At 59.1% G+C, this 26201-nt stretch carries 23 protein-coding genes; all 23 read right to left on the bottom strand.

Going from position 1 to position 26201, the window contains the following annotated elements:
• Window positions 1–36: 36 nt before the first annotated feature.
• The 23 genes from whiA to ACLI1L_RS06195 all read right to left on the bottom strand — a co-directional run bounded on the left by whiA (window position 37) and on the right by ACLI1L_RS06195 (window position 26182).
• Window positions 37–1026 carry a DNA-binding protein WhiA gene (whiA, locus tag ACLI1L_RS06305; RefSeq protein ID WP_167371281.1) on the bottom strand — a complete coding sequence of 330 codons (990 nt, stop codon included), beginning with the start codon at window positions 1024–1026 and terminating at the stop codon, window positions 37–39.
• 171 nt (window positions 1027–1197) lie between these two features.
• Window positions 1198–2193 carry a gluconeogenesis factor YvcK family protein gene (locus ACLI1L_RS06300; RefSeq protein WP_411708330.1) on the bottom strand — a complete coding sequence of 332 codons (996 nt, stop codon included), beginning with the start codon at window positions 2191–2193 and terminating at the stop codon, window positions 1198–1200.
• A 23-nt stretch (window positions 2194–2216) separates the two neighbouring features.
• Window positions 2217–3098: an RNase adapter RapZ gene (gene rapZ / locus ACLI1L_RS06295; protein ID WP_208612441.1), complete on the bottom strand. Its 882-nt coding sequence runs from the start codon at window positions 3096–3098 to the stop codon at window positions 2217–2219.
• Window positions 3099–3138: 40 nt separating this feature from the next.
• A complete protein-coding gene (uvrC, locus tag ACLI1L_RS06290; RefSeq protein ID WP_411708329.1) occupies window positions 3139–5214 on the bottom strand; it encodes an excinuclease ABC subunit UvrC in 2076 nt (691 codons plus the stop codon).
• Window positions 5215–5217: 3 nt separating this feature from the next.
• Window positions 5218–5766 (bottom strand): PH domain-containing protein, encoded by a 549-nt coding sequence (locus ACLI1L_RS06285; RefSeq protein ID WP_096030694.1) that lies wholly within the window; start codon window positions 5764–5766, stop codon window positions 5218–5220.
• A gap of 73 nt (window positions 5767–5839) precedes the next feature.
• Window positions 5840–6319, bottom strand: a complete 480-nt coding sequence (gene ribH, locus ACLI1L_RS06280; protein ID WP_394286524.1) for a 6,7-dimethyl-8-ribityllumazine synthase — start codon at window positions 6317–6319, stop codon at window positions 5840–5842.
• A gap of 29 nt (window positions 6320–6348) precedes the next feature.
• A complete protein-coding gene (locus tag ACLI1L_RS06275) occupies window positions 6349–7611 on the bottom strand; it encodes a bifunctional 3,4-dihydroxy-2-butanone-4-phosphate synthase/GTP cyclohydrolase II (RefSeq protein ID WP_411708328.1) in 1263 nt (420 codons plus the stop codon).
• 11 nt (window positions 7612–7622) lie between these two features.
• Entirely contained in the window at window positions 7623–8237 is a 615-nt protein-coding gene (locus tag ACLI1L_RS06270; RefSeq protein WP_411708327.1) for a riboflavin synthase, read from the bottom strand.
• A 35-nt stretch (window positions 8238–8272) separates the two neighbouring features.
• Window positions 8273–9244 (bottom strand): bifunctional diaminohydroxyphosphoribosylaminopyrimidine deaminase/5-amino-6-(5-phosphoribosylamino)uracil reductase RibD, encoded by a 972-nt coding sequence (gene ribD / locus ACLI1L_RS06265; RefSeq protein ID WP_411708357.1) that lies wholly within the window; start codon window positions 9242–9244, stop codon window positions 8273–8275.
• Between the two features lie 50 nt (window positions 9245–9294).
• Window positions 9295–9963: a ribulose-phosphate 3-epimerase gene (gene rpe, locus ACLI1L_RS06260; protein ID WP_411708326.1), complete on the bottom strand. Its 669-nt coding sequence runs from the start codon at window positions 9961–9963 to the stop codon at window positions 9295–9297.
• Window positions 9964–9982: 19 nt separating this feature from the next.
• Window positions 9983–11536 carry an RsmB/NOP family class I SAM-dependent RNA methyltransferase gene (locus ACLI1L_RS06255; RefSeq protein WP_411708325.1) on the bottom strand — a complete coding sequence of 518 codons (1554 nt, stop codon included), beginning with the start codon at window positions 11534–11536 and terminating at the stop codon, window positions 9983–9985.
• Entirely contained in the window at window positions 11533–12483 is a 951-nt protein-coding gene (fmt, locus tag ACLI1L_RS06250) for a methionyl-tRNA formyltransferase (RefSeq protein ID WP_086587622.1), read from the bottom strand. The genes ACLI1L_RS06255 and fmt overlap by 4 nt, the downstream gene beginning before the upstream one ends.
• Window positions 12484–12559: 76 nt before the next feature.
• Entirely contained in the window at window positions 12560–13072 is a 513-nt protein-coding gene (gene def, locus ACLI1L_RS06245; protein WP_086587621.1) for a peptide deformylase, read from the bottom strand.
• 97 nt (window positions 13073–13169) lie between these two features.
• Window positions 13170–15212, bottom strand: a complete 2043-nt coding sequence (locus tag ACLI1L_RS06240; RefSeq protein ID WP_411708324.1) for a primosomal protein N' — start codon at window positions 15210–15212, stop codon at window positions 13170–13172.
• Window positions 15213–15223: 11 nt separating this feature from the next.
• Complete coding sequence (gene metK, locus ACLI1L_RS06235) at window positions 15224–16456, bottom strand: methionine adenosyltransferase (RefSeq protein WP_394286516.1); 1233 nt, start codon at window positions 16454–16456, stop codon at window positions 15224–15226.
• Window positions 16457–16565: 109 nt separating this feature from the next.
• The gene (coaBC, locus tag ACLI1L_RS06230; protein ID WP_411708323.1) at window positions 16566–17813 is read right to left on the bottom strand and encodes a bifunctional phosphopantothenoylcysteine decarboxylase/phosphopantothenate--cysteine ligase CoaBC; all 1248 of its coding nucleotides are present in this window, start codon (window positions 17811–17813) and stop codon (window positions 16566–16568) included.
• A 135-nt stretch (window positions 17814–17948) separates the two neighbouring features.
• Entirely contained in the window at window positions 17949–18251 is a 303-nt protein-coding gene (gene rpoZ / locus ACLI1L_RS06225) for a DNA-directed RNA polymerase subunit omega (RefSeq protein WP_005324891.1), read from the bottom strand.
• A 40-nt stretch (window positions 18252–18291) separates the two neighbouring features.
• Window positions 18292–18861, bottom strand: a complete 570-nt coding sequence (gmk, locus tag ACLI1L_RS06220) for a guanylate kinase (protein ID WP_411708322.1) — start codon at window positions 18859–18861, stop codon at window positions 18292–18294.
• A gap of 8 nt (window positions 18862–18869) precedes the next feature.
• The gene (mihF, locus tag ACLI1L_RS06215; RefSeq protein ID WP_005328460.1) at window positions 18870–19190 is read right to left on the bottom strand and encodes an integration host factor, actinobacterial type; all 321 of its coding nucleotides are present in this window, start codon (window positions 19188–19190) and stop codon (window positions 18870–18872) included.
• 259 nt (window positions 19191–19449) lie between these two features.
• Entirely contained in the window at window positions 19450–20289 is an 840-nt protein-coding gene (gene pyrF / locus ACLI1L_RS06210; protein WP_411708321.1) for an orotidine-5'-phosphate decarboxylase, read from the bottom strand.
• Window positions 20273–23614 carry a carbamoyl-phosphate synthase large subunit gene (gene carB / locus ACLI1L_RS06205; protein WP_411708320.1) on the bottom strand — a complete coding sequence of 1114 codons (3342 nt, stop codon included), beginning with the start codon at window positions 23612–23614 and terminating at the stop codon, window positions 20273–20275. Before carB ends, pyrF begins: the two co-directional genes overlap by 17 nt.
• Window positions 23615–23639: 25 nt before the next feature.
• Window positions 23640–24821, bottom strand: a complete 1182-nt coding sequence (carA, locus tag ACLI1L_RS06200) for a glutamine-hydrolyzing carbamoyl-phosphate synthase small subunit (RefSeq protein WP_411708356.1) — start codon at window positions 24819–24821, stop codon at window positions 23640–23642.
• Between the two features lie 23 nt (window positions 24822–24844).
• On the bottom strand, window positions 24845–26182 hold the full coding sequence (locus tag ACLI1L_RS06195) for a dihydroorotase (RefSeq protein WP_411708319.1): 1338 nt from the start codon (window positions 26180–26182) through the stop codon (window positions 24845–24847).
• Window positions 26183–26201: the final 19 nt, after the last annotated feature.

Raw genomic sequence — 26201 nt, 5'->3', positions numbered from 1 at the left:
TGCGGGGAGTTGTGTATGTGCCGGTGATTGCGGCGTTTAGGACTCTTTGAAGAGGTCGTCGGTGATCGCTTGGTTAGTATCGGGGATATCAAGCTCTTCCGCTCGCTTATCGGCCATAGATAGCAAGCGGCGAATACGCCCGGCTACCGCATCTTTAGTCATGGGAGGCTCAGCCAAGCGGCCCAATTCTTCCAGCGAGGCCTCACGGTGCTGCACGCGCAGGCGTCCTGCATCAGCAAGGTGCTCGGGGACGTCATCACCAAGGATCTCCATCGCTCGGTCAACACGGGCCGCCGCGGTGACTGCAGCACGAGCCGAGCGACGGAGATTTGCATCATCGAAATTGTCCAAGCGCCGGGACGTATCGTGCGCCTCTCTCTTGACGCGATTCTTTTCCCAGCTTAATCGCGTCTCCTGAGCGCCCATACGGGTCAACAGTGCCCCAATGGCATCGCCATCGCGGACAACGACGCGGTCTTCCCCGCGAGTTTCCTTGGTTTTGGCAGAAATGCCCAAGCGGCGGGCGCAACCCACTAGGGCCAATGCCGCCTCCTGGCACGGGCACGTAACCTCAAGCGCAGAAGAACGACCCGGCTCCGTGAGGCTGCCATGCGCTAGGAAGGCTCCGCGCCACGCTGCTTCGCTATCAGCGACGGTGCCGGAAATAACCTGTGGAGGAAGCCCCACTACCGCATGGCCGGAGCGGGTAATAAGGCCGAGACGGCGGGTAAGTTCCTTCGCCCCGGTGGAAATGCGCACCGTAACTCGGGATTTCTTCGTGGTTCCTGCTGGGCCCGCTACGTGACTATCAGCGGAAATCCCATAAAGCTCATCGAGTGCAGCGATCACGCGCCGCGCAATAGCGTGGCTTTCTAATTCCAACTCATAGGCCATGTTGTCGCCGGAAATATCTAGCTCGCCGGCGAATCGCAGCATCGCGGCTAGTTCGGCAGCGCGAGCGGACTGGCGTGGCACAACGACAGCCGTCAATTCTTCTTTGACCTGGTCGGTCAATGGTGTGGTCACCTAGTTCGCCCCATTTCTTTTCTCACAGTCACAAGATATACACACAGGCCAGGGCCACTAAGCCAGGCCCGGTGCGGTGAAAGGATTTCTGCCATCATACCGCGCGCGCTCAGGCACCGCGCAGTCGGCCGAACCCGAGCGACGCGAGCGATAGGACTTTGCCGAGATGTATCAGCTCCGGTTGGGATCGCCAGTTTTGCGATAGTCCGAATACAGGTCGAGGAGTGCCACAGACAGCTTCTCCGGGTCGTGTTTATTGATGCTCCGGCCATTGTCATCAACTTGGCTCACATCCGCGAACGTGGCACGGGCGCCCAGGGACTGGGCGGCGCGCTGGATATACACGCGCTCACTATCAGTAGGCAAAGCCGCGCCGTCCACCAGAATACGATCAATCCGCAAATCCGGGGCGTGCTGAGAAAGCACATGCAAATGGCGCTCTGCGGAAAAACCATGCGTTTCGCCCGGCTCGGCGGAAAGGTTTAAAACAACTACGCGCAGCGCATCAGACGCAGAAATGGCTTCCACGACCTCAGGCACGAGTGTATGTGGCAATACCGAACTAAACCAAGAACCCGGGCCAATAGTAATTAGGTCCGCGCGCTCAATGGCATCGAGGACATCCGGATTTGCTTTGGGGCTTTCCGGCACGATACGCACACGCCGGACTTGCCCCGGTGTGGAGGCAACCGCGACCTGGCCACGGACTTGGCGCATGACACGGGGGTCGTCGTCAAGCCCGGCTACTTCCGCCTCAATCTCTAAGGCTTGGTTGACCACAGGGAATACCCGGCCCTGGGAATTAGTAAGCTCTGCGATGGTATCTAACGCGGCCTGGTAATCACCGAGGACCTCGGTCAATCCCGCAATCATTAGATTGCCCACCGCATGCCCCGCCATAGCACCGCTGCCTCTAAAACGGTGCTGCAAGGTACGCGCCCAGAGGTCACCCACCGGATCACTATTAGCCAACGCAGCTAGCGCCATGCGCAGATCTCCAGGCGGGATTATTTCTAGCTCGCGGCGCAATCGGCCGGAAGAGCCACCATCATCTGCAACAGTAACAATGGCGGAGATGTCGCCTGCTCCGCTCAATCGTGCGGACAAAAGAGTCTGATAAAGTCCATGGCCGCCTCCTAGGCAGACCATGTGTGAAGGATTGGTCATAAAAGCGTTAAAACTCCTGCGCTCTAGCCTCGAGCAATATCCCTGTGTAAGGTGCTGACGTCCAAAGTGTCATTGTCCCGCAACCGTGCCGCAATAGCCTCCGCTACGGCAACGGAACGGTGGTGGCCACCCGTACAGCCCACGCCTAAAGTTATGAAATTCTTCCCTTCGTGCCGGTAACCATCCAACATGGTGGAAAACATCCTTATGAAATTATCCACGAATTCCTGTGCCGCTGGCTGTGAGAGCACATACTGAGCAACCGGCTCATCCGTGCCACGGTATCTACGCAACTCTGGTACCCAATAAGGATTGGGCAGGAAACGCACATCAACCACCAAGTCTGCATCGCGGGGTGAACCATTTTTAAATCCAAAGGATTCAACGGTCACATGCTGCTTTTCATTTTGCATCTCACCAAACGCCGCCTCAATAGCACGCCGGAGATCATGAATGGATAGGTTGGTGGTGTCAATAATGATGTCCGCATGAGCACGCACGTCTGCTACTGCTTGACGCTCGCGTTGAATGCCTACCTTGAGGGTGTCGCCCTCCTGCAATGGGTGGGTGCGCCGTACTGAATCAAAACGACGAATGAGCACATCATCACGCGCATCCAAAAAGAGCACAGTGGGCTTCAGATGCAATTCCGTGAGCTCTTCCATAATCTCTAGCAGAGACCCTGGAAACATTCGCGAGCGCACATCCGTTACGGCAGCAACCTTGCCCACCGGGGTTTCTTCTTGGTTGCACAGCTTGAGCAGATCCACAATGGCGCGAGGCGGAATATTATGGGCCACATAGTAGCCCTTATCCTCAAATACTTTGGCAGCGGAACTCAACCCGCCGCCGGACATGCCGGTTATCAAAATGGGTGGAGTTTCGAAATGCGTCATGACTTTCAGTCTAGCGCTTTAGGATTCGCCGCTTCTAGGAGAATGTCGCTTATTTAGCCGCAGAACCGTGCAAATTCTCGTACACGGTCTGGGCTAGCTTTGGCCCAAAGCCATCTACCTCACAGATCTCTTCCACCGTGGCGGCCTTGAGCTTTTTCACCGAGCCAAAATGCTTCACCAAGTCGGTGCGCCGCTGCGGACCTAGGCCCGGAACTGAGTCAAGTACTGAAGAGCGCATTCGCTTAGAGCGCTGCTGCCGGTGATATGTAATGGCAAAGCGGTGCGCTTCATCGCGAATTTGCTGCAGGAGAAATAGAGCTTGCGAGTTTCGCGGCAAAATGACCGGCTCATCATCGCCGGGAACCCAGATTTCCTCGAGGCGCTTGGCCAGGCCCACCAAGGTCACATCCACAATTCCCAACTCATCGAATACTTCTTGAGCTGCGGCAACCTGGGGTGCGCCGCCATCCACGATGAAAAGCTGCGGTGGATACGCAAAGCGACGGCCTGCCTCGGCAGATTCCTCCGCCACTTTTTCTTCCGCGAAGGAGGACTCTTCTACTTCCTCATCCGGTTGGGCCAGCTTGTCTTCCTTATAGCGCTTAAACCGACGGCGAGTGACTTCTGCGATAGATCCGACGTCATCAGAGCGGCCATCGCCCGCTGCCTCTTTAATGCGGTAGCGCCTATAGTCCGACTTTTTGGGCAAGCCATCTTCAAAAACCACCAAAGAAGCAACCACATCTGTGCCCTGAATATGGGAGATATCGGTACATTCGATGCGCAAGGGGGCTTGCTCCATGCCCAAAGCCTCTTGAATATCTTGCAAAGCCGCCGACCGGGCGGTGAGGTCTCCCACCCGCTTGAGCTTGTGCTGGCGCAACTGCTCCTTGGCGTTTTTCTCCACCGTGGCCATGAGCTGTTTTTTATCGCCGCGCTGGGGAACGCGCAGGTCCACCTGGGCGCCACGCAGTTCCTCTAAGAGGGCGACGACCTGATCGGGTTCATCCGGCAGGGCCTGCACCAAAATTTGGCGTGGGATGACTTGGACACGGCGGGACTTCATGTGCGATTCCTGGTCCACCCCGCGCCGTTTTACGTCCGCAGCAAGCGCGGCGTCCTCGCGCGCCTCCTGCTTCTCTCGCTCCACTGCATCCGAATAGAACTGGATGAGGAAGTTTTGTACCAATGCCGGCAGCGCGGGATCAGGCTGGCCTTCTTCCAAGGGCTCCGAGCTAGCTTGGTCACCGGCTCGTTCTACTACCCACCCGCGCTGCCCGCGGATGCGTCCGTCACGAACATGGAAAATCTGCACCGCTGCTTCGAGTTCATCCGAGCTAAAAGCAATGAGATCGGCATCCGTACCGTCAGTGAAGACCACGGCCTGTTGCTCCATGATCTTGTCAATAGCGCCCAAGTCATCGCGCAGGCGTGCGGCGCGTTCGAACTCTAGATTCTCGGCGGCCTGCTCCATGTCATGGTTGAGTTTGCGGCGGACTGCACCGGTGTTTCCATTCATGAATGAAACGAGTTCATTGACGGTATCCCGGTGTTCTTCCTTGCTTACCCGGCCGATGCAGGGGGCATCGCATTTGCCGATGTAGCCCAATAGACACGGCCGCCCAAGGCGCTCGTGCCTGTTATAAACGCCCTTGGAACAGGTGCGCATGGGAAAGACGCGGGTGAGCAGGTCTAGGCTTTCGCGCACGGCCCAAGCATGGGAATACGGGCCGAAGTAGCGCACGCCCTTGCGGCGAGGGCCGCGGTAGAAAAAGGCGCGAGGAACTGTTTCTCCGACCGAAACCGCGAGCATAGGATAGGTTTTATCGTCGCGGTACATGACGTTGAAGTGGGGATCAAAGCGCTTAATCCACGTGTACTCCAACTGCAAGGCTTCCACCTCACTGGCCACTACCGTCCATTCCACGGAATTGGCCGTGAGCACCATTTGGCGTGTGCGCGGGTGCAGCTGAGTGATGTCCTGAAAATAGTTCGATAGTCTTGCGCGCAGATTCTTGGCTTTGCCCACGTAGATTACGCGGCGGTTTTCATCGCGGAACTTATAGACGCCCGGGTCAGTGGGAATGGTTCCCGGAGCCGGGCGGTAGGTAGTGGGGTCAGCCAATTGTTAATCCTGTGGCATGTACTTAGCTTCCACGTCGCGGAAGCGGCGGACGTTGTCGATGACGGTGTCTTTGTCACCAGACTGCAAAGCCCAGACGGGAACGAACTCGAACTCGGGAAGCTCAAGACGCGCCATACGTTGGCCCACGGGGAAGGACAGCCCATAGACCACCTGCCAGGGATAAAAGCGGGTACCCACAATATTGCGGACCTCTACCCCATCCTCATTGGCGCGCAGGCGCGGCCGGTTAAGGGCAACCCAAGACAAAATGGAAATAAGGAGGCCCACGCCAGGAAAGGCGAATTTATCAATGGTGGTGACATGCGCGCCGGTGAAGGAGACGTCCAAGGTGACTCCCATGAAGATATGGATAGCCATAACGAGGATCACCCAGCCGATGGCCACCTTACGCAAAAAGGGCGAGGTCGCCTTAAACTCCCACGGCTTTGACGTTGTCTGGGCAAAGGGATCGGCACTGGTATAGGCCAATACTTCGGCGTCGCTAAGCTGCCGGCTTCGCTGCGGATTCTTTGGGGCCTGCGCCTCGTTCATGTGCATACTCCTCTGGAACACCCCATCGTCCACCGTGGTGGTCTAGCGTGGGGCGCTGACGCATTGCTAAAGGTTACTTCTCTGCTGCGTTTAGTCTACGCAACTGCAGGGCGGTATCTAAAGCCGCCATCATTGCCTCGGCGCCCTTGTTTTCTGCCGAGTCTGCAAAGCCGGCGCGATCAATGGCCTGCTGCTGGTCATTGACGGTAAGGACGCCGTTCGCTACCGGGGTGGATTCATCGAGCGCGATGCGGGTAAGCGCCTGGGTAACCGAGTCACAGACGTAGTCAAAATGCGGCGTTCCCCCACGGATAACGCAGCCCAATGCCACCACCGCATCGTATGTGCGGGCGGCCGCCTGGACAACAACGCCAAGTTCCAAGGCGCCAACTACGCGGTACTCGGCAACCTCGGCGCCATTTTCCGCAGCGGTCTGAACCGCCTGGGCGTGGAGCTGATCGCAGATCTCCGCGTTCCATGTCGCAGTCACCACGGCAACGCGCAGTCCACTGCCATCTACCTGGGCAATTTCGGGTAGGCCTTCTTTACTCATCGCTGTCCTCTCACCTATACGTCAACGTTCTACTTATGCGCCGCATCCCACTGGGCAACCTGCGGAAGATCGTGCCCCATTCGGTCGCGCTTCGTACGGAGATATTCAATATTATCCGCATGCGCCGGGGTTGCTAGCGGGGTGTGATGACTTGCATCCACACCAAAACCGCTCAGGCCTTCGCCCTTATGTGGATTATTAGTCAGCAGGTTCGCGGACTCTATGCCAAGATCACGCAGGATCTGGCCGGCTACGGAATACTCGCGTGCGTCTTCGGGCAGGCCCTGTTCTAGGTTGGCATCGACGGTGTCCATGCCAGAATCCTGCAGCCGGTATGCCTCCAACTTATGCAACAGACCAATGCCACGGCCTTCCTGACCGCGCAAGTAGATAACCACGCCGCTGCCTTCCTGACTGATACGGCGCATGGACTCATGCAGTTGCGGACCGCAATCGCAGCGCCGCGACCCAAAGGCATCACCGGTCAGGCATTCCGAATGGACTCGCACCATGACCTCACGCGCGCCGCGCAGTTGGGCGGGATCGCCTGCCACCAAGGCGACATGCTCCTGTCCATCTATTTCATGGCGGTAGCCAATGGCGGTGAGATGACCATACTCGGTGGGAAGCTGGGTGCTTACCTGGCGAATGACCTGGTTCTCATTATGGCGGCGCCACTCGATGAGCTGTGCAATAGAGATCATGGACAGGCCGTGCTTATCTGCGAAGCGGCGCAGCTCTGGCGATCGTGCCATGTCCGTGGGGTCATCCTCAGAGACGATCTCACACAGCACACCGGCCGGGCGCAGGCCCGCCAATCGGGCAAGGTCAATGGAAGCCTCCGTATGGCCATCCCGCTCTAGAACACCACCAGGGCGCGCGCACAACGGCACCACGTGACCCGGGCGGGTGAATTCGCCCGGCGTGGTATCAGGGTTTGCTAGGCGGCGAATAGTTTCTGCCCGCGAGGTCGCAGAAATACCGGTACTACCCGTAGCTGCGTCCACCGTCACCGTATAAGCGGTGCCGCGCACATCCTCGTTGACCGCCAACATCGGCGGTAGATTCAGGCGGTTACAATCTTCTGGCAACAATGGTGCGCAGATATATCCAGAAGAGTAGCGCACCATAAAGGCCACCAGTTCCGGGGTGGCTAGCTCAGCGGCGAAAATCAGGTCGCCTTCATTTTCGCGATCCTCGTCATCGATAACAACTACCGGCTTACCAGCGGCGATATCCGCTATGGCCTGGTCAATGGAATCAAGACGGATACAATTATCACTCGCGCTCATAAGGTAGCAGTCTAGTCCTTGCCCTCAGAGGGTAGCGCTTCGGGGTGAAGCATCTTTTCTACGTACTTGGCCAGCACATCCACCTCGAGGTTGACTTCTCCTCCCACTGGCAATGCACCGTGAATAGTGTCCCGCAAAGTGGTGGGGATAAGGGATACCTCGAACCAGTCCGGTCCCACGGCGCTAATAGTCAGCGAGGTGCCGCTAACGGCAATTGAGCCTTTTTCTACGACGTACCGGGCAAGCTCGGCGGGCAAGCTAAACCGGAGGATATCCCAGTTCTCGGAGGTAGTCCGGCTCTGCAGCGTCGCGGTGCCATCCACATGTCCTTGCATGATGTGACCGCCTAGCCGGGTGGTGGGCAGCAATGCCGGTTCCACATTGACCGAATCGCCCTCAGCGAGTCTTCCCAAAGCTGTCCGGTCGAGGGACTCCTGCATCACATCTGCGCAAAATAAATCTCCAGATAAATCCGCCACGGTGAGGCATACGCCATTGATAGCAATGGAATCCCCCAGTGCCGCCTCCGCGACGGTGCGCGGGGCGCGAATGCTCAAGCGTAAGGCGTCCGCGTGCGGTTCCATACCGGCTACGGTGCCCAACTCTTGTACTAGCCCAGTAAACACATCCAGCCTTTCTCGTTATCTGCTAATCCGAGCGCCTAGCGCACGTATTCAATTAGAACGTCATCACCCAGCGCCTTCATTCCCACGCGCTGGAATCGGGTGGCCCCCGCCAGAGTCTGGGTCACGGGATGGGCAAGCACGCCACGGCCTTCCCCCAGCAACAGCGGCGCGATATAGGCAGAGATAGCATCGACCAAGTCGGCCTTGAGGAAGCTACTGGCGAGCCCGGCGCCGCCTTCTACGAGGACGTCGCGTGCCCCGCTGGCGTAGAGCTCGTATAACGCTTCCTCGATGCTGTCGTAGTGCTCATATCCCAACTCGCGTAGGTTGCTGGCCGCATCGCCTGCCGATTCCAAATCTCGCTTGCCAATAACCACCCGGCGTGGCTGGTGTTCCCGCAAACTGCCGTCGCTAAACCGCGCGGTAAGTGACGGGTTATCAGCAAGCGCAGTGCCGGTACCGACGATGATGGCGTCGCGGTGAGCCCTATCTGCATGCACCCAATCGCGCGCCGCTTCGCCCGTAATCCACTGGCTTGATCCATCCGCTGCAGCCGTAAAGCCATCCAGCGTCTGGGCGAACTTTAAGGTTACGTGCGGCCTGCGTGCTTTCATGGCAAAGAGCCAAGGCACGAGCGCATCAGCGGCGTGCGAGGGCTTTTCCAGCTTGGCGACGTCCACCCCAGCCTCCGCCAACACGCGCGCTCCACCGGCGGCTTGCGGAGTGGGGTCTGCATGAAGGTAGTACACGCGAGCCACGCCGGCATCGATAAGCGCCTGCGCACACGGACCCGTGCGACCGGTATGCGCACACGGCTCCACGGTCACCACGGCGGTGGCTCCTCGCGCCCTGTCGCCAGCATCGCGCAACGCCATGACCTCTGCATGCGCGCCACCCACGGGCTGCGTAGCACCGACGCCCACGATGTCACCAGCAGTGGATACGATGACCGCACCCACCGGCGGGTTGGGGCTCGTGGTTCCACGCACCTCAGCTCCCGCGGCCATTGCCCGAGACAGCGCTGCGGAAAGGGTGCCTTCCTCTAGCTCCGCGCCCACTAGGCACCAGCCGCCAATTCACGCAGCTGATGTACGATCCCGGCGGGATCTTCTGCCTTGAATACGGCCGAGCCAGCCACAAAAGCATCGCACCCAGCCGCGGCGGCTTGGGCGATGGTGTCTGGCGAAATTCCGCCATCAATCTCGATGACGGTATCGAGGCCCTGTTCATCAATGCTTTGGCGCAGCACCCGGACCTTCTCCAGCATCTCTGGCATGAATTTCTGCCCGCCAAAACCAGGCTCCACGGACATCACGAGCACCTCATCAAAGTGATGCAATTTATCCAGCCACGGTTCGATAGCCGTACCCGGCTTAATGGAAAAGCCAGCACGCACCCCCAGTTTTCGGATGCTCTGCGCCACATCCACCGCCGCCTGCTCATCGGCGACAGCCTCCACATGAAAGATAATGGTATGCGCACCCGCCTTGGCATAGGTCTCCACCCATTGCTCGGGTTCCTCGATCATGAGGTGGACGTCCAATGGTTTATTGGTAAGCCGATGGACCGTTGCCGTGATATCCGGGCCGAAGGACAGGTTGGGCACGAAGTGCCCGTCCATAATGTCCACATGGACCCAGTCTGCGGTTTCAATCGCCGCTAATTCCTCGCCCAAGCGAGAAAAATCAGCGGCCAAGATGGAAGGTGAAATAATCGGTGCCGACATGCCCACCAGTCTATCGCGATTAGTCAGCCGCGCGGCGCAGAGCCGCAAAGAACATGGCATCGGTACCGTGCCGATGTGGCCACATTTGCACGGACTTTTCATGCCCTACATCGCCCATATCAGGAATGAGCCTCTGCGCGTCTAGCTCTGTGGCACCGAGCTCGCGTACGGCGCGGTCGACGATGCCACGAGTCTCGCGCAAGTCTGGCGAACACGTGGAATAAATGACCACACCGCCCGGACGCACCAGGTTTAAGGCCGAGGATAAAAGCTCAAATTGCAGCTGCGTAAGCTCGGCAATGTCGGACTCAGACTTGCGCCACCGCGCCTCGGGGCGGCGACGGAGCGCGCCGAGTCCGGAACACGGGGCATCGACAAGCACGCGATCAAACCCCTGCCCCACGCCCGGATTGCGTCCATCTGCCACATGAACGTCCACAGGCAAATCACTTACCGTTTTTTCAATCAGCGCCGCACGGTTCGGAGATACCTCCACCGCGTCCACGTGCGCGGAGTCAATGCGGGCAAGCGCACCCATTAAGGCCGCTTTACCGCCGGGACCAGCGCAGAGATCCAGCCACCGACCAGTGTCTTCGCCCTCCACCGGCGCTTCACATACCGCGCGGGCGATAAGCTGCGAGCCTTCATCTTGGACTGCCGCCAAGCCCTGACGTACCGGCTCCAATTGGCCGGGGTCCCCGGAGTCCATATACACGGCGTAGGGGGAAAAGCGCCCTTCCTCATTGCCGGTCACAAGTGCTAATTCTTCGGCTGAGATTTCCCCGGGACGGGCCACCAGATGCACCGCAGGCCTATCGGAGTCCGCAGCCAGGGCGGCCTCTAGCTCGCCCAGCCCCAGCACACGACTAAACGATTCCGCGATCCAGGTGGGATGGGCATGCTTGAAGGCAATGCCGGCGATTTCTCCCTCCGGGGCAAGCTTGTCCAGCCATGTCTTGGCCGGCGTGCGCGTAATGGTACGCATAATGCCATTGGCAAACCCCTTGGCCTTGACCTCACCGCTGGCTTCCACCAAGCGCACGGTGGTATCAACCGCCGCATGCGCCTCCACGCGGGTATAGAGGACTTGATAGGTTCCCAAGCGCAGGGCATCAACCACAGCTGGAGAAATGGCCTCGAGGCTGCGCGAGGAGCATTCTGCGATGACGGCATCTACTACGCCGAGGGTGCGGAGGGTGCCGTAGGTGATCTCGGTGGCAAAGGCGGCGTCTCGCCCGGTGAGCTTTTGCTTACGCAGTGCTTTGGGCAAGATGAGGTTGGCAAAGGCATCGTCATCGCTCACCCGGCGCACGACGTCGAAAGCCACCGCACGCGGCGCGTCCACACCAGCGGCCAGTGCAGCCTGAATCAGACCGCCTTCCTGGCGCTTGCCGGAACGCTGACCAGAAGCATGAGCCTGTCGACCTCTGCGGTGGCCGTTACGTCCACCATGTTGCTGCTGGTGCGGGCGGCCACCACGGCCTTTCGCTCCACCGGATTTCCGGGGGTCCTGCGGCTTGCCTTCCGGCGACTTATCACCGGATTTACTACGGGAACGGAAACCACCACTCATTGGAACTTCACCTCGGCATCCTTGCCTAGTCCGCGGGCCCAGTCGGCCGCATTCATCATTTTCTTGCCTGGTGGCTGGATTTTACCCAGCTGGACCGGCTGCGTTGCGGTACCAACAAAAACGGCGCTCTTCGCAATGTAGAGCTGTCCAGGCTCTAAGCGCTCCGGTACCGCGGCTGCTGCATCCACGGTTTTTACTGGTCCCACTTTTACCCGGGCCTCGTCCCACATGGTCCATGCGCCAGGACCTGGGGTGTGCGCACGAATATGCCGGTCGATGGCAAAGGCAGGCTGGGACCACTCCACGCGAGCTTGTGCGGTAGAGATTTTCGGGGCATAGGTGGCCTCGCCCTGCTGCGGTTGTGCCTCCAACTGACCCGCCGCTAGGCCATCCATGGTGGCGACGAGCAGATCGCCGCCGGAATAGGCAAGGCGGGTGAGCAGGTCATCGGCAGTATCGGTGGTGCGGATTTCCTCCGTCACGGTGCCCAGCACCGGACCGGTATCTAGGCCTTCTTCAATGCGGAACGTAGATGCGCCGGTAATCTCATCACCGGCAGCTATGGCAGCTTGTACCGGTGCCGCGCCACGCCATGCCGGGAGCAGGGAAAAATGCAGGTTCACCCAACCATGCTGCGGCAGCTCCAGCAGGTCCTTGGTGACCAGATTGCCATAAGCCACCACCGGAATTGCCTCGGGTTCGAGCTCCCGTAGGCGAGCACGCAGGGCCTGCCCGTCCTCCGTGTCAGGACGCAGGGTGCTAGGAGTTAGCACTTCGATGCCATGTTCTTGGGCTACTGCTTTCACCGGGCTGGGGTGAAGGCTACGGCCGCGGCCCTTCCTAGCATCTGGGCGGGTAATTACCGCCACCACCTCATGCGAGGAGGCAATTAGCTTTTCCAAGGCCACAACGGCGGGCTCAGGGGTACCGGCAAAAATAATCCGCATGCGGGAAACTCTCCTACTTTATCTCGTTCAAACTACTAGGCTACAACGCCGTAGCGCTGCCGCCACAGTAAGCGGGCTATGAGGCGTTAAACCACTCGGACTCACGGATGGCGCGCATAACGTCTTTTCGGTCCACGGCATCGAGGCGCTGCAGGAAAAGCAGTCCATCGAGATGGTCCGTTTCATGCTGGATGCACCGAGCCATCAGTCCCGCGGCCACCATGGATAAGGGGCGACCCTCTATATCCTGACCGCTGACAAAGACGCGGTTGAAGCGGGTGGTTTGCGCGCTAATGCCGGGAATAGAAAGACATCCTTCCGGGCCTATTTGCTGCTGCGCGCCCAACGGCGTCCAGACGGGATTAACAATCGCGCCACGCAAGCCAGATTGGGTATGCGAGCAGTCATAGACAAAAATCCGTTTGAGTATGCCCACTTGATTGGCCGCCAGCCCTACTCCCCCAGCTTCGTCCATGGTCTCGAGCATATCGTTGGCCAAAATGCGCAGTCCGCGATCGAACGTGCTTACCTCTTCTGCGCGACTGCCCAGGACAGGGTCGCCGTAGATACGGATTCCGCGAAGAGACATGGCAATCACACCTTTCTAATGCGCCGAAATAAAGCCGGCTGACAATGGAGGGTTTCCCCGTCGAGACTAGCGCATAAGCCCTAGCCGCCCGCTACGGCTAACCCACGTGGATGGGGTCAACCACGATACGCAGTGGCAAGTCATCCTTGCGCGCGCTACGTGCCGCGTTTGCACTGCGCAAGGCGCGCCCTAATTGGGAACGAGGCCCCAGTGGGGTGCGGACCACCAGCCGCTGCGCGGGACCAAAGCGCTGGCTATCGTAGTCGCCGGGCAGGCTATGGCCCGGGGGAAGAGGAACTGGGCCCAAAACCTCCGCATGCTCAGGAAGATCCACAAGCTCAGCAAAGCCATCCAGGGACGCATCCGCACCGTCAATGGCGGCAAAGTGCACCGCAGGTGGGAATCGTACTTCTCGCCGGGCAGCAAGCTCGGCTGCGGCCGCGCCAACCATATCCCAGCGCAAGAAATGCTGAACCACGTTAAGAGACTCATCGGCAGCCACAATTACCCGGCCGCCCTTGAAATGCGGCTGCACTAGCGTGGCCGCCTGCGCCCACTTCGATAACGTGTCTTCAGTAGCACGCAGATCTTGGCGATTGAGCAATGCACCAGCGTCCAAGAGCAGCGCCGCACCGTAGGCGCCATCTCGTACATTCGGTTCGGCGCCAGGGGTGGCGATGACTAGGGCCGGCACATTATCCACTGCCTCGAGGATCTTATTTCCCCCAGAGACCACTACCCGGGTATTAGGAAAGGCACGGCCCAATTCCTCCGCGGTGCGCTCTGAGCCTAAAACGATGGCGCGCAGGCGCGGGGATCCGCATTCACTGCAGCGATGGCGCGCCTCGATGCGACCGCACCAGCGGCAGGTGGGCATTCCAGCTTCCTCCGGGCCGCCTTTGCTTGGCGACGCCCCCGTCGGCAGCAAACCCAGTGGCCCGTTGCAGTGCCGGCAGCGCGCCGGCGCGCGGCATCGGCCGCAGGCCAAAATTGGCGCATATCCCTTGCGCGGTACTTGCACCAATACCGGCTCTCCCCTATCCAGCGCCTGATGGGCAGCTTGGAAGGCCTGGGCCTGAACTGAAGTGGTGCCGCCTTCTAAATCGCGAGTAATCGATAGACCGAATGGGCCTACCGCCTCGATTGCCGGGCAACGCGCCCCGATCGTTTTTTCTTTGGGCACCACATCGTGCGCCCAGCCTGACTCCACGAGCAGCTGCGTTTCCGCAGTCCGCGAATGGTTTGCCAAGACCATGCTGCAACCTTCGAAAGCAGAACGGGTGGTCAGCACCTCCCTGGCGTGGACATAAGGTTTGAGGTTATCTACCAGATTATCGTTGCCATCATCGAGGATAACCGCCAGCTGAAGGTGTTTAACTGGGGCGAAGGCAGCGGACCTAGTACCAATTACGACGCGCGCCTGGCCTACTAAGGCTGACAGGTAGCGGCGGTAGCGGGCCTGCGGGCCCATACTATTGGTGAGCACTGTAATCTGCTTCGCCCCTAATACCTGGCGAAGGGCGGCTTCTACCGCATCAACGCTCTTCTGGTCCGGGGCGACTAAGAGCACCCCACCTCCGTCTAACGCCACCTTGGCCGCGAGCGCAGCTAAGGCATGCGCCCAATCATCGCCCGGGGCGATTTGCCATGCGGCGCGGGCGAGCTTGCCAGACAGGATTGAATCAACGAAAGCCTCACCATGCTCATAAGCAGACCACCCCGAAAGGTCAGGCTCACTCGTGGTACCGAGTTCCTCCCACGGGGTTTCCAAATCGGATTCCTCCGCCTTTGCGTGCCTAGGTGGAATAGCAGAGCGGATAATATCTGAGCGCACTCCGCCATAGCGGTCCGCCAAGGCTTCAACAAGCCGGGCCAGCTGCGGTGGATAAACCTGGAAAGGTGAGATGATGCGCTCGATAAAGCGCAGGTTGCCACCAAATTCAGAATCATGCAGGCGCTCTAGCACTATCGCATCAACCAAGCGTCCATTAAAGCGGATGCGGACCTTTATCCCCGGTTGAACATCCTCCGAATCTGCCTGTTCTACCAGGTAATCAAAACCCCGATCAAGGTGCGCGACCCCTAAAAGGGGCAACACCCGCGCAACCGGTTTCCGAGTGGCGGGTGTTTTCTTAGGCATAAGCCCCGATTCTACAGACCGGCGGCAGAACGCAAAGCTTCCACTCGGTTCAATTGCTCCCACGGCAGCTCAACGTCAGTGCGGCCAAAGTGACCATAAGCCGCAGTCTGGGCATAAATGGGCCGTAGCAGGTCGAGTTCGCGGATAATCGCGGCTGGACGCAGGTCGAATACCTGATTTACCGCAGCCTGAATATTCGCATCGCTCAGGCCTTCTTTGGCAGTGCCGAAGGTCTCCACGTACAAGCCCACCGGCTTAGCACGACCAATTGCGTAGGCAACCTGAACTTCGGCGCGATCCGCCAAACCAGCGGCGACGATATTCTTAGCCACCCAGCGCATTGCATAAGCAGCGGAGCGGTCTACCTTGCTCGGGTCCTTACCGGAAAAGGCGCCACCGCCGTGGCGAGCCATGCCACCGTAGGTGTCGACGATGATCTTACGGCCGGTAAGACCGGCATCACCCATCGGCCCACCGAGGATAAAGGAGCCGGAGGGGTTAACCAACAGCGTCGTATCTTCGGTGTAGAACTTTTCCAAGCCGGCGTCCTTGATAACCCACTCGAGGACCTCGCTGCGCAACGGGCCTTCCAGCCAAGCGCTATCGACCTCGGCATCATGCTGTGTGGAGATGACGACAGTATCTAGATGGGAAGGCTCATTGTCGTCGGTATAAGCAAAGGTCACCTGAGTCTTTCCATCCGGGCGCAGGTGATCGACAATGCCTTCCTTGCGCACCTGGGTCAGGCGGCGGGACAGGCGATGTGCCAAGGCAATGGGCAAGGGCATATATTCGGCAGTTTCATTAGAGGCATAGCCGAACATCAGACCCTGGTCACCAGCACCAGCGGTATCGTTTTCAGCGTCATAATCCTCATCATGAGCACGAGCTTCAGTGGAGTTATCTACGCCAGCACCGATTTCTTGGGATTGCTCGCCGATGGCGATATTCACGCCACAGGTATTACCGTCAAAGCCCACCTCAGAGGAGGTAAAGCCGATGGACTTGAGAGTATCGCGAACTAGCACCGGGATTTCTACGTAGGCATCGGTGCGCACCTCACCCACTACGTGGACCTGGCCGGTGGTTACCAATGTTTCCACGGCGACGCGGGATGCTGGATCCTTTTCCAGCAGGGCATCAAGGATGGCGTCAGAAATGGCGTCACAAATCTTATCAGGATGACCTTCCGTAACGGACTCGCTGGTAAAAAGACGAGTTGCCACTGCAGCGTTATCAGTCACAAAAACTTCCTTCGTTCTCACTGTTGATTCGATGCTGTGGGTTTTCTACGCCCAAGCCTAATACCCCGCAATCCTAGACCAAGCGGTCTATAAATGCAATTTTAGCTGTCTACACCCGAAACATTTCATTCACAGCCGCCAAAATCTGTGCTGCGACTACTTGTTTCGAGCCATGTTCCACCCGTTGCGGCGCGGAATCTGGACGCAAAATCCATCCCTCATTCGACTTTTGGCCAAAGGTCTTGGCCCTACCGACCTCATTGGCCATAAGCACATCGCAGCCTTTGCGAACAAACTTTTCTTGGGCATATTCCAAGGCAGACTTGTGGGCGTCACCCGTTTCGGCGGCAAACCCTACAATCACGCACTCTGCGGGAAGCTCTGAGCGCTCGCGCGCGGCGACAAGCCCTTTGAGTACATCCGGATTTTCCACCAAATGAAGAGTCGAGAGCGCCTCATCCGCCTGCCCCTTCTTCATCTTTGAATCAGCTACCTCCGCGGGGCGGAAATCAGAGACAGCGGCGGCCATAATCACCACGTCCGCATCGCGTGCCTCCTCGTGCATCGCTTCCTCCAGTTCCCGGGTGGAGACGATGTCACGCACCTTCGTACCGCTAGGGATAGGCAGCTGCGCAGTATTCCCAGCCACAAGGGTGACCTGGGCTCCCTTCTGGGCGGCCCATTCCGCGAGCGCGAATCCCTGCCTACCAGAGGATCGATTACCCAAGTACCGCACTGGGTCCAGCTCTTCCTGGGTACCGCCCGCTGATATGACTACCTTTTTATCTTTCCAGGTATGTTCAACCCGGTAACCGGCCAATTCGGTGCGCACTACCTCAGCAATCTGCTCCGGCTCCGGAAGGCGACCAGGACCTGAGTCCTTGCCGGTCAAACGGCCATGGGCGGGCTCAATAACCGTAATACCGCGCCGCCGCAAAGTAGCGACGTTGTCTTGCGTGGCGGGATTGTGCCACATCTCTGTATGCATGGCCGGAGCAATGATGACCGGGCACGTCGCCACCAACACGGTCGCCGTAAGTAGATCATCAGCCCGACCGGCGGCCAGTCGCGCGATAAGATCCGCAGTTGCGGGTGCAATTACCACAGCATCCGCCCGCTGCCCAATGTTAACGTGCTGCACCTCATCCACAGCCTCAAAAACGCTGGTGGAAACCGGGTGGCCAGACAGGGCTTCAAACGTAGCAGCGCCAACAAAGTTTAGTGCGCTTTCCGTAGGGACAACGCGCACATCATCGCCCGCCTCCTTGAGATTGCGCACAAGGTGGCACGCTTTATAGGCGGCGATGCCGCCAGCAACGCCTACAACAATATTGCGAGAGCTATCTTTTTCAATCACACCGCACGATGGTACCTGGCGGCACAAAGAAAGGCCCCACTCGCCGCTCCCGGGAAGGTGCACCCCTAGCCGGGGATACACGTCCGTGGCGACGCGTGGAGCCTACAAGCTATTGCACGCTTGTGCGTGCGCTAGCTACTTGCCTTCCTCGTGGTCCAGCAAGCCAGCGTCAATTTCGCGCAATGCGATAGACAAAGGCTTTTCGCCTGGCTCTGGAGTAACCAGTGGGCCTACGAATTCGAAGACACCTTCATCCTGCTCTTGGTAGTAGCTATTGATCTGGCGGGCGCGCTTAGCGGCGAAGATGACCAAAGCGTACTTAGAGGAAACCTTGTCCAAAAGCTCATCGATCGGGGGATCAGTAATGCCGATCGGATCATCAAATACTGGCTCCGCCTTTGCGGCTTCAGTGTTAGAAGGGGTGGTCACGTTAGTCACATGCACCTTTACATTGATTGAAGATGGTCAAAAAGGAGGTCTATGCCTGCAGGATATCACTGATGGCTGCCACTGCCTTGTCCAAATCCTCGTTAACAACGATGTGATCGAACTCGTCCTGTGCGGCTAGTTCCTCATGCGCAGTTTGCAACCTACGGTCAATGACGTCTTGCGGTTCGGTACCGCGACCGGTAAGCCGCTCCACAAGTACGTCCCATGATGGGGGTGCCAAAAAGACCAAATCTGCCTCCGGCAGCGCTTTCTTAACACTCCTAGCGCCCGCAAGATCAACTTCAACGAGCACTGGGCGTCCTGCGGCCAAAGCTTCCTCTACCGGCTGGGCGGGGGTTCCAGACCGCTGCAATCCGCCGTGAATATCAGCCCATTCGAGCATTTCCCCGGCGTCGATTCGCTGCTGGAAGGCTTCTGGGGTGACGAAGAAGTAGTCGACACCATCCTGCTCCCCGGGACGGGGCTGGCGCGTAGTCATCGACACGCTAAAATACAGCCCCTCGACGTCACTGCGCAGACGCGAAACCACGGTGGATTTTCCCACTGCGGATGGCCCCGCCAGAACGACGAGGCGACCGCGTGCAGTTGCGTCAGCCATGGTTGTAACTATTCGCCGTAACCGAAACGCTCGAGGAGAGCACGACGCTGACGCTCACCCAAGCCGCGCAGACGACGGGTCTGAGCGATCTCCAGGTCCTCCATGATTTCCTTAGCCTTGACCTTGCCAACCTTCGGCAGAGCCTCGAGGAGTGCAGAAACCTTGGTCTTGCCGATGATCTCATCGGTCTCAGCCTTTTCGAGCACGTCCTTCAGGTCGGTCTCGCCGCGCTTGAGCGCAGCCTTGAGCTCAGCGCGAGCCTTACGGGCCTCAGCGGCCTTTGCGAGAGCTTCCTTGCGCTGCTCATCAGTCAACTTTGGAAGGGCCACGGGTTTCCTCCGATTCATTAGATTGATTCTGTTACGTCTAGTACTTGGTACCAGATTACGGTTGCCTAACGCAGTTTATACACCGCGGAAAGTTATCAATAACCTTCGGGCAAACCGACTTCTGGTAATCCTAGCACTGCTCATTGAACGGTGACGATTAGCGGGTCCAAAAGCACGCCTATTTTAGCACGTCACCGCACATACCTTAAACAAAGTACCAGGTAAGCAGCGCGGCCAGTAATCTGCCACGCCGCCCCTTTTAGTCCCGGAACTCCTGAGCCACGCGATTCACTGCTTTGCGCAGGTCAGCGACAGCAGGCCCCTGTTCCAATACTGCTCGGGACACGTTCGCGAATCCCAGCGATGGCCGAGCGGAGACGATGCTGTGCACCTGCTCTGGGCCAGCACCTTGGGCGCCAACGCCTGGCAGAAGAACCGGGCCATTGAGCGCATCCAGGCGAGGTGGATTGTCCAAAGTAGCCCCAACGACTACCCCGATGTCTCCCGGCTTGTCGGCCCTGTGCGCCGCTATATTGAGCGCGGCGCATTCATCGACCACTCCTTGTGCGATGGTGCTCTCCTCGCCTACTGGGACGGCTTGGATGGCACGTGCCTCCGGGTTGGAGGTAGCCGCCAAGACGAATACGCCGCGGCCGGTTTCCTCGGCCTTGCTAAACACCGGGCCTAACGCACCAACCCCTAGATAGGGAGACACGGTCACCGAATCCGCGCGCAGGGGTGAGCTATCACCTAGCCAAGCATCTGCGTAGCCGGCCATGGTCGAGCCAATATCGCCACGCTTGGCATCGGCCACGGTCAGGCATCCCACCTCGCGTAGGGATGCCAAGACGTCCTCGAGGACCGCAAACCCCTGGGAACCGAAGCGCTCGAAGAAGGCAACCTGCGGCTTTACCAAGGCGGCGGTATCGCTGAAGGCTTCTACGCAGCGCATGCTGAAGGTCCGCAGACCATCAGCGGTGGGCTCCAGTCCCCACTTTTCCAACAGATACGGATGCGGGTCTATACCCACACAGAGGCGACCACGCGCCTGGCCCGCGGCCTCAAGCAGCTCACCAAATCCCTTAGTTTTGTGGGCCATGCTCAAGCTCCTGGAGTGCGCGTACCTGCAGGTTGCCAATGCGCATCGCTTCGATGCCCTGGACAGCTGCGGTGACACCCTGCACGGTGGTCACCAGCGGGATTTCCATGTGCACGGCGGCGGCACGGATATCGTAGCCGTCGTGGCGTGCACCGGCAGAGCCAGCAGGCGTGTTGAGAATCCAGTCGATCTCGCCATTGAAGATCTTATCCACGATGGACTCTTCGCCATCCTTGACCTCAGAGACCTTGGCAGCAACCTCGCATTCGATGCCATTGCGGCGCAGCATCTGCGCGGTGCCGGCGGTGGCGACAATGTTGTAGCCCATGTGGGCCAAGCGCTGAATCGGGAAAATGAGGGTGCGCTTGTCGCGGTTCGCAACGGAAACGAAGACGGTGCCCTCCGTGGGCGGTACGACGAAGGCAGCAATTTCGCCCTTGGCGTAGGCCGCACCGAAGTTGGTAGCCAAGCCCATAACCTCACCGGTGGACTTCATCTCTGGCGAGAGCAGCGTGTCGAGCAGGCTGCCATCGGTGCGGCGGAAGCGGTTGAATGGCAAGACTGCTTCCTTGACGGCAATCGGGTGCTCGAGTGGCAAAGAACCGCCATCGTATTCGGAAGGAATCATGCCTTCGGCGCGCAAGTCCGCAATGCTAGAGCCCATCATGACGCGAGAGGCTGCCTTAGCCAGTGGTACGCCGGTGGCCTTGGAGACGAACGGGACGGTACGGGAAGCACGTGGGTTGGCCTCAATGACGTAGAGGATGTCATCCTTCAAGGCGAACTGCACATTCATCAGGCCCTTGACGCCGATGCCCTCAGCGAGCAAGCGGGTGGAGGTGCGGACCTTTTCAATGTCCTCTGGTCCAAGGGTCATCGGCGGCAGCGCGCAGGAGGAGTCACCGGAGTGAATACCAGCCTCCTCGATGTGCTCCATAACGCCGCCTAGGTAGACCTCGTTGCCGTCGCACAGGGCATCAACATCAATCTCGATGGCAGAATCCAGGAAGCGGTCCACCAGAACCGGGTGGTCCGGAGACAGCTCGGTGGCACGCTCGATGTAGTCCTCCAACGCCTTTTCGTCATAAACGATTTCCATACCGCGGCCGCCCAGCACGTAGGACGGACGAACCAGTACCGGGTAGCCGATGGAGGAAGCAACCTCACGGGCCTCCGCGAAGGAAGTGGCGGTGCCGTACTCCGGTGCTGCCAATTCTGCCTCATCGAGGACCTTTCCGAATTCGCCGCGGTCCTCGGCGGAGTCGATAGCGGCAGGGCTGGTGCCCACAACCGGAACGCCTGCCTCCTCCAAGCGGGCGGCAAGGCCCAGCGGAGTCTGGCCACCCAGCTGGACAATCACGCCAGCAACGTCACCAGAAGCGGCCTCCGCGTGGTAGACCTCCATGACGTCCTCGAAGGTCAGCGGCTCAAAGTAGAGGCGGTCTGCGGTGTCGTAATCGGTGGAGACGGTCTCCGGGTTGCAGTTGACCATGACGGTCTCGTAGCCCTGCTCCGAGAGCTCAAGGGCCGCGTGAACGCAGGAGTAGTCAAACTCGATACCTTGACCAATGCGGTTAGGGCCGGAGCCCAAAATGATGACCTTGCCCTTGGAGCCTTCTGGTGCCGGGCAAACCTCCGTCTCGGCATCCGGGTCAAGCTCATAGGAGCTGTAGTGGTACGGGGTCTGTGCTTCGAATTCGCCAGCACAGGTATCTACGGTCTTGTACACGGGGCGGATGCCCATGCGCCAGCGCAGGCTGCGGACGCCATCCTCGCCGTTGAATTCGGGGCGGAGGGCGGCAATCTGGGCGTCGGAAAGCCCAAAGACCTTGGCTTCGCGCAAAAGCTCCTCGGTGAGCACTGGGGCGTCGATAAGCTCCTGGCGGAAGGCCACCAATGTAGCCAGCTCAGCGATGAACCATGGGTCTACGCCGGAAGCCTCGTGGACCTCGTCGATAGAAGCGCCCAAGCGAAGGGCCAGCTCGATGTCGTACATGCGGCCCTCGGTTGGGCGCTCCAGATCCTTGAGCACCGCCTGCAGGTCGGTAGCACGCTCACCGGCGAAGTACTCATCCGGCTTGGTCCAGAAACCATTCGGCTTGTTTTCCAAAGAACGCATGACCTTGTTCAGGCCCGCGATGTAATTGCGGCCGATGCCCATGGCCTCGCCCACAGACTTCATGGTGGTAGTCAAGGTGTCATCGGCACCCGGGAACTTCTCAAAAGCAAAGCGCGGGGCCTTGACAATGACGTAGTCCAGGGTCGGCTCGAAAGCAGCCTTGGTCTCACCGGTGATGTCGTTTTGCACTTCGTCCAAGGTGTAGCCAATGGCGAGCTTGGCCGCCAGCTTAGCAATCGGGAAACCGGTGGCCTTGGATGCCAGCGCGGAGGAACGGGACACGCGCGGGTTCATCTCGATGACGATGATGCGGCCGTCTTCCGGGTTGACCGCGAACTGGATATTACAGCCGCCAGTATCGACGCCGACCTCGCGGATGATGGCAATGCCCAAGTCACGCATCTTCTGGAACTCACGGTCAGTGAGGGTCAGCGCCGGGGCGACGGTGACGGAATCGCCGGTGTGCACGCCTAGGGCGTCGACATTTTCGATGGAGGCAACAACTACGACGTTGTCGTCGCCATCGCGCATGAGCTCGAGCTCGTATTCCTTCCAGCCGAGAATAGACTCCTCAATAAGCACGTTGGCCTCAGGGGACGCGGCCAGGCCGCCGCCGGCAATGCGGTCTAGGTCCTCATTATTGAAGGCCAGACCTGAGCCCAAACCACCCATGGTAAAGGAGGGGCGGACCACTACGGGCAGGCCGAGCTTGTCGACGGTCTCGTGTACCTCATCCATGTTGTGGCATACCGCGGAGCGAGCGGACTCGCCGCCAATGGAGGCGACAATGTCCTTGAATTTCTGGCGGTCCTCGCCGCGCTCAATGGCGTCAATATCGGCGCCGATGAGCTCAATGCCGTACTTGTCCAAAATCCCCTTGCGGTCCAGCTGGACTGCCGCATTCAGCGCGGTCTGACCGCCCAGGGTGGCCAGCACAGCATCGATGGGGTGTCCCTCTTCGCGCTCCTTGACCAAAATCTTCTCGATGTAGTCCGGCTCGATGGGCTCAACGTAAGTGTGGTCCGCGAACTCGGGGTCCGTCATGATGGTGGCCGGGTTGGAATTGACCAGAGTCACCCTCAAGCCTTCCTCCTTGAGCACGCGGCAGGCCTGCGTGCCGGAATAGTCGAACTCGCAGGCCTGGCCGATGACGATCGGGCCGGAGCCGATGACCAGGACGTGGTTGATGTCGTTGCGCTTTGGCATAGTTTTTCTTCCTTTTCCTGGTTGTTTACTTATTCGGGGTGTGGTTAGCCATCAGTTCTTCGAACTGATCAAAAAGTGGATTGGCATCGTGCGGTCCAGCTGCGGATTCGGGGTGATATTGCACCGAGTAGGCCATGCCATTCTTCAAAGCAACGCCCTCCACCGTGTCATCATTCAGGCAGATGTGCGTAACCTGCGCGGGACCGAAGTCGGTATCAAACTCGGTGTCCTTGCTCTCTAGGTCATAGCCCTCCGGCGCCTTGAGCGCGAAGCCGTGATTCTGCGAGGTGATATCGATCTTGCCGGTTAAGTTATTGCGCACTGGAACGTTGATGCCGCGGTGGCCGAACTTCATCTTGTAGGTATCCAGGCCCAGCGCGCGCCCGAGGAGCTGGTTGCCAAAGCAGATGCCGAAGAACGGAATCTTTGCTTCAAGTACTTGCTTGATGATGCCTACCATCTCATCCGCCGTAGCCGGGTCGCCCGGGCCGTTGGAGACAAAGACGCCATCCGGGTTATAGGACTTCACCTTGTCAAACGAGGTATTTGCAGGCACAACGATGGTCTCAATCCCGCGCTGCGAGAAGTGGCGCGGGGTCGCGGTCTTCACACCCATATCGAAGGCAACGACGGTGTACTTCTTCTCCCCTACGGCCTCAACCGTGTAGGGCTCGTCCGTAGATACCTCCGCGGCGAGATCAGCGCCCTCCATGGAGTCCTGGGTTTTTACTTCCTTTAGCAGCTCCTCTACTGGACGCTGCGCATCCTCGCCGGAAAAGAGTCCGGCGGCGATAGAGCCGTAGTTGCGCAGGTGGCGTACCAAGGTGCGGGTATCGATGCCGCGAATACCGATGACGCCCTGCTTTTCCATCTCCTCGCTCAAGCTGCGCTCTGCGCGCCAGTTGGATACGCGCTGGGCGAGGTCGCGGATAACGAGGCCAGCAACCCAAATACGGTTGCCATGGGACTCATTGTCCTCATCATTCCACCCGGTATTGCCAATATGCGGTGCTGCGGAAACCACAATCTGGCGGTGGTAGGACGGGTCCGTCATGGTTTCCTGGTAGCCGGTCATCGCCGTGGTAAATACGGCCTCACCCAAGGTGGTGCCGGTGGCACCAAAGCCATAACCGCGGAAGGTGCGCCCGTCCGCGAGAACGAGGATTGCTGGGGTTCTATCAGTCACGTCGTGGCCTTTCTCTGCCATATAGGTGGTCTCAGTGTGCAAGGTTAGTCTTCTTCGGAGGCTGCCAAGTCAAAAGTGACGGCTCCTCGCAAAATGGTGTGGGTAACGCGGGCGCCGAACTCTTCACCTGCATACGGGTTGTTTTCGGACTTGGATGCCAGCTTGGAGGAATCAGACACCCAGTGGTGGGCTGGGTCCACAATGGTCAAATTCGCGGGCTCGCCTTCTGCGATGGGACGGCCGTGACCCGGAAGGCGGGTGATTTCCGCCGGGCGCTCGGACATGACGCGGGCGACAAAACGCCAATCGGCCAGTCCGGTCTCAACGAAGATTTTGGCGATAACGGCCAGGGAAGATTCCAGGCCCAACATGCCTGGGCGGGCATTTTCAAACTCCACGCACTTGTCTTCGAAGCCGTGCGGGGCATGGTCAGTGGCCACGCAGTCGATGGTGCCGTCGAGCAGCGCCTGGCGCAGCGCTTCGGTATCGCGCTTCTCGCGCAACGGCGGGTTAACGCGGAAGAGGCCATCGTAGGTGCGCAGCTTATCGTCAGTCAACAACAGGTGGTGCGGGGTGACCTCAGCAGTCAGCGGGATGTCCTGCTCCTTGGCCCACTTGAGCAGCTCCACGGTTCCCTGAGTGGATGCGTGACAAATGTGCACGCGATTGCCATAGTCGCGCGCCAAGAGTGCATCGCGGGCCACGATGGATTCCTCCGCCACGCGCGGCCAGCCGCGCAGGCCTAGCTTGGCTGCGGTCTCGCCTTCATGCGCCGAAGCACCGCCGGTCATGCGGTCATCTTCGGCATGCTGAGCCAGCAGCACATCCATACCCTTGGCGTATTCCAAAGCACGACGCATCAGCTGCGGATCCTGAACGCACTTGCCATCATCGGAGAACATGCGGACCTTGGCATCCGAGCGAGCCATCATGCCGAACTCGGTCAGAGTCTTGCCTTCCAGGCCCTTGGTAATAGAGCCCACTGGGTGGACGTCGCACAGCGCCAAGGCCTGGGATTTAGCCCACACGGATTCCGCGATGATCGGCTGATCGGTCACCGGGTTTGTATTGGCCATAGTAAACACGGCGGTGAAACCACCCTTAGCGGCAGCCTTGGAACCGGTCTCGATGGTTTCGGTGTCCTCACGGCCGGGCTCGCGCAGGTGCACGTGCATATCCACGAGCCCCGGTAGCAGAACGTTGCCCTCGCCATCAATGACCTTAGCGTCTTGTGCCGCAACGTCACCGCCAATGGCTGAAATAACGCCATCTTTAACCAGCACACTGGTGGGCTCGCCTTCGCCATACAAGCGCACATTCTTAATCACAAGTGGGGATTCCGCCGGCGCGGAAAGGCGACCGGTTTCTGGGTAAGTAGTCATTTTCTCTCCCTAAGGTTGA

Origin of the sequence: Corynebacterium sp. LaCa117 (assembly GCF_046717765.1) — a bacterium.
Lineage (GTDB): Bacteria > Actinomycetota > Actinomycetes > Mycobacteriales > Mycobacteriaceae > Corynebacterium > Corynebacterium kefirresidentii.
The sequence above is the reverse complement of the archived record's forward strand: the minus strand, read 5'-3'. Positions and strand labels throughout refer to the sequence as shown.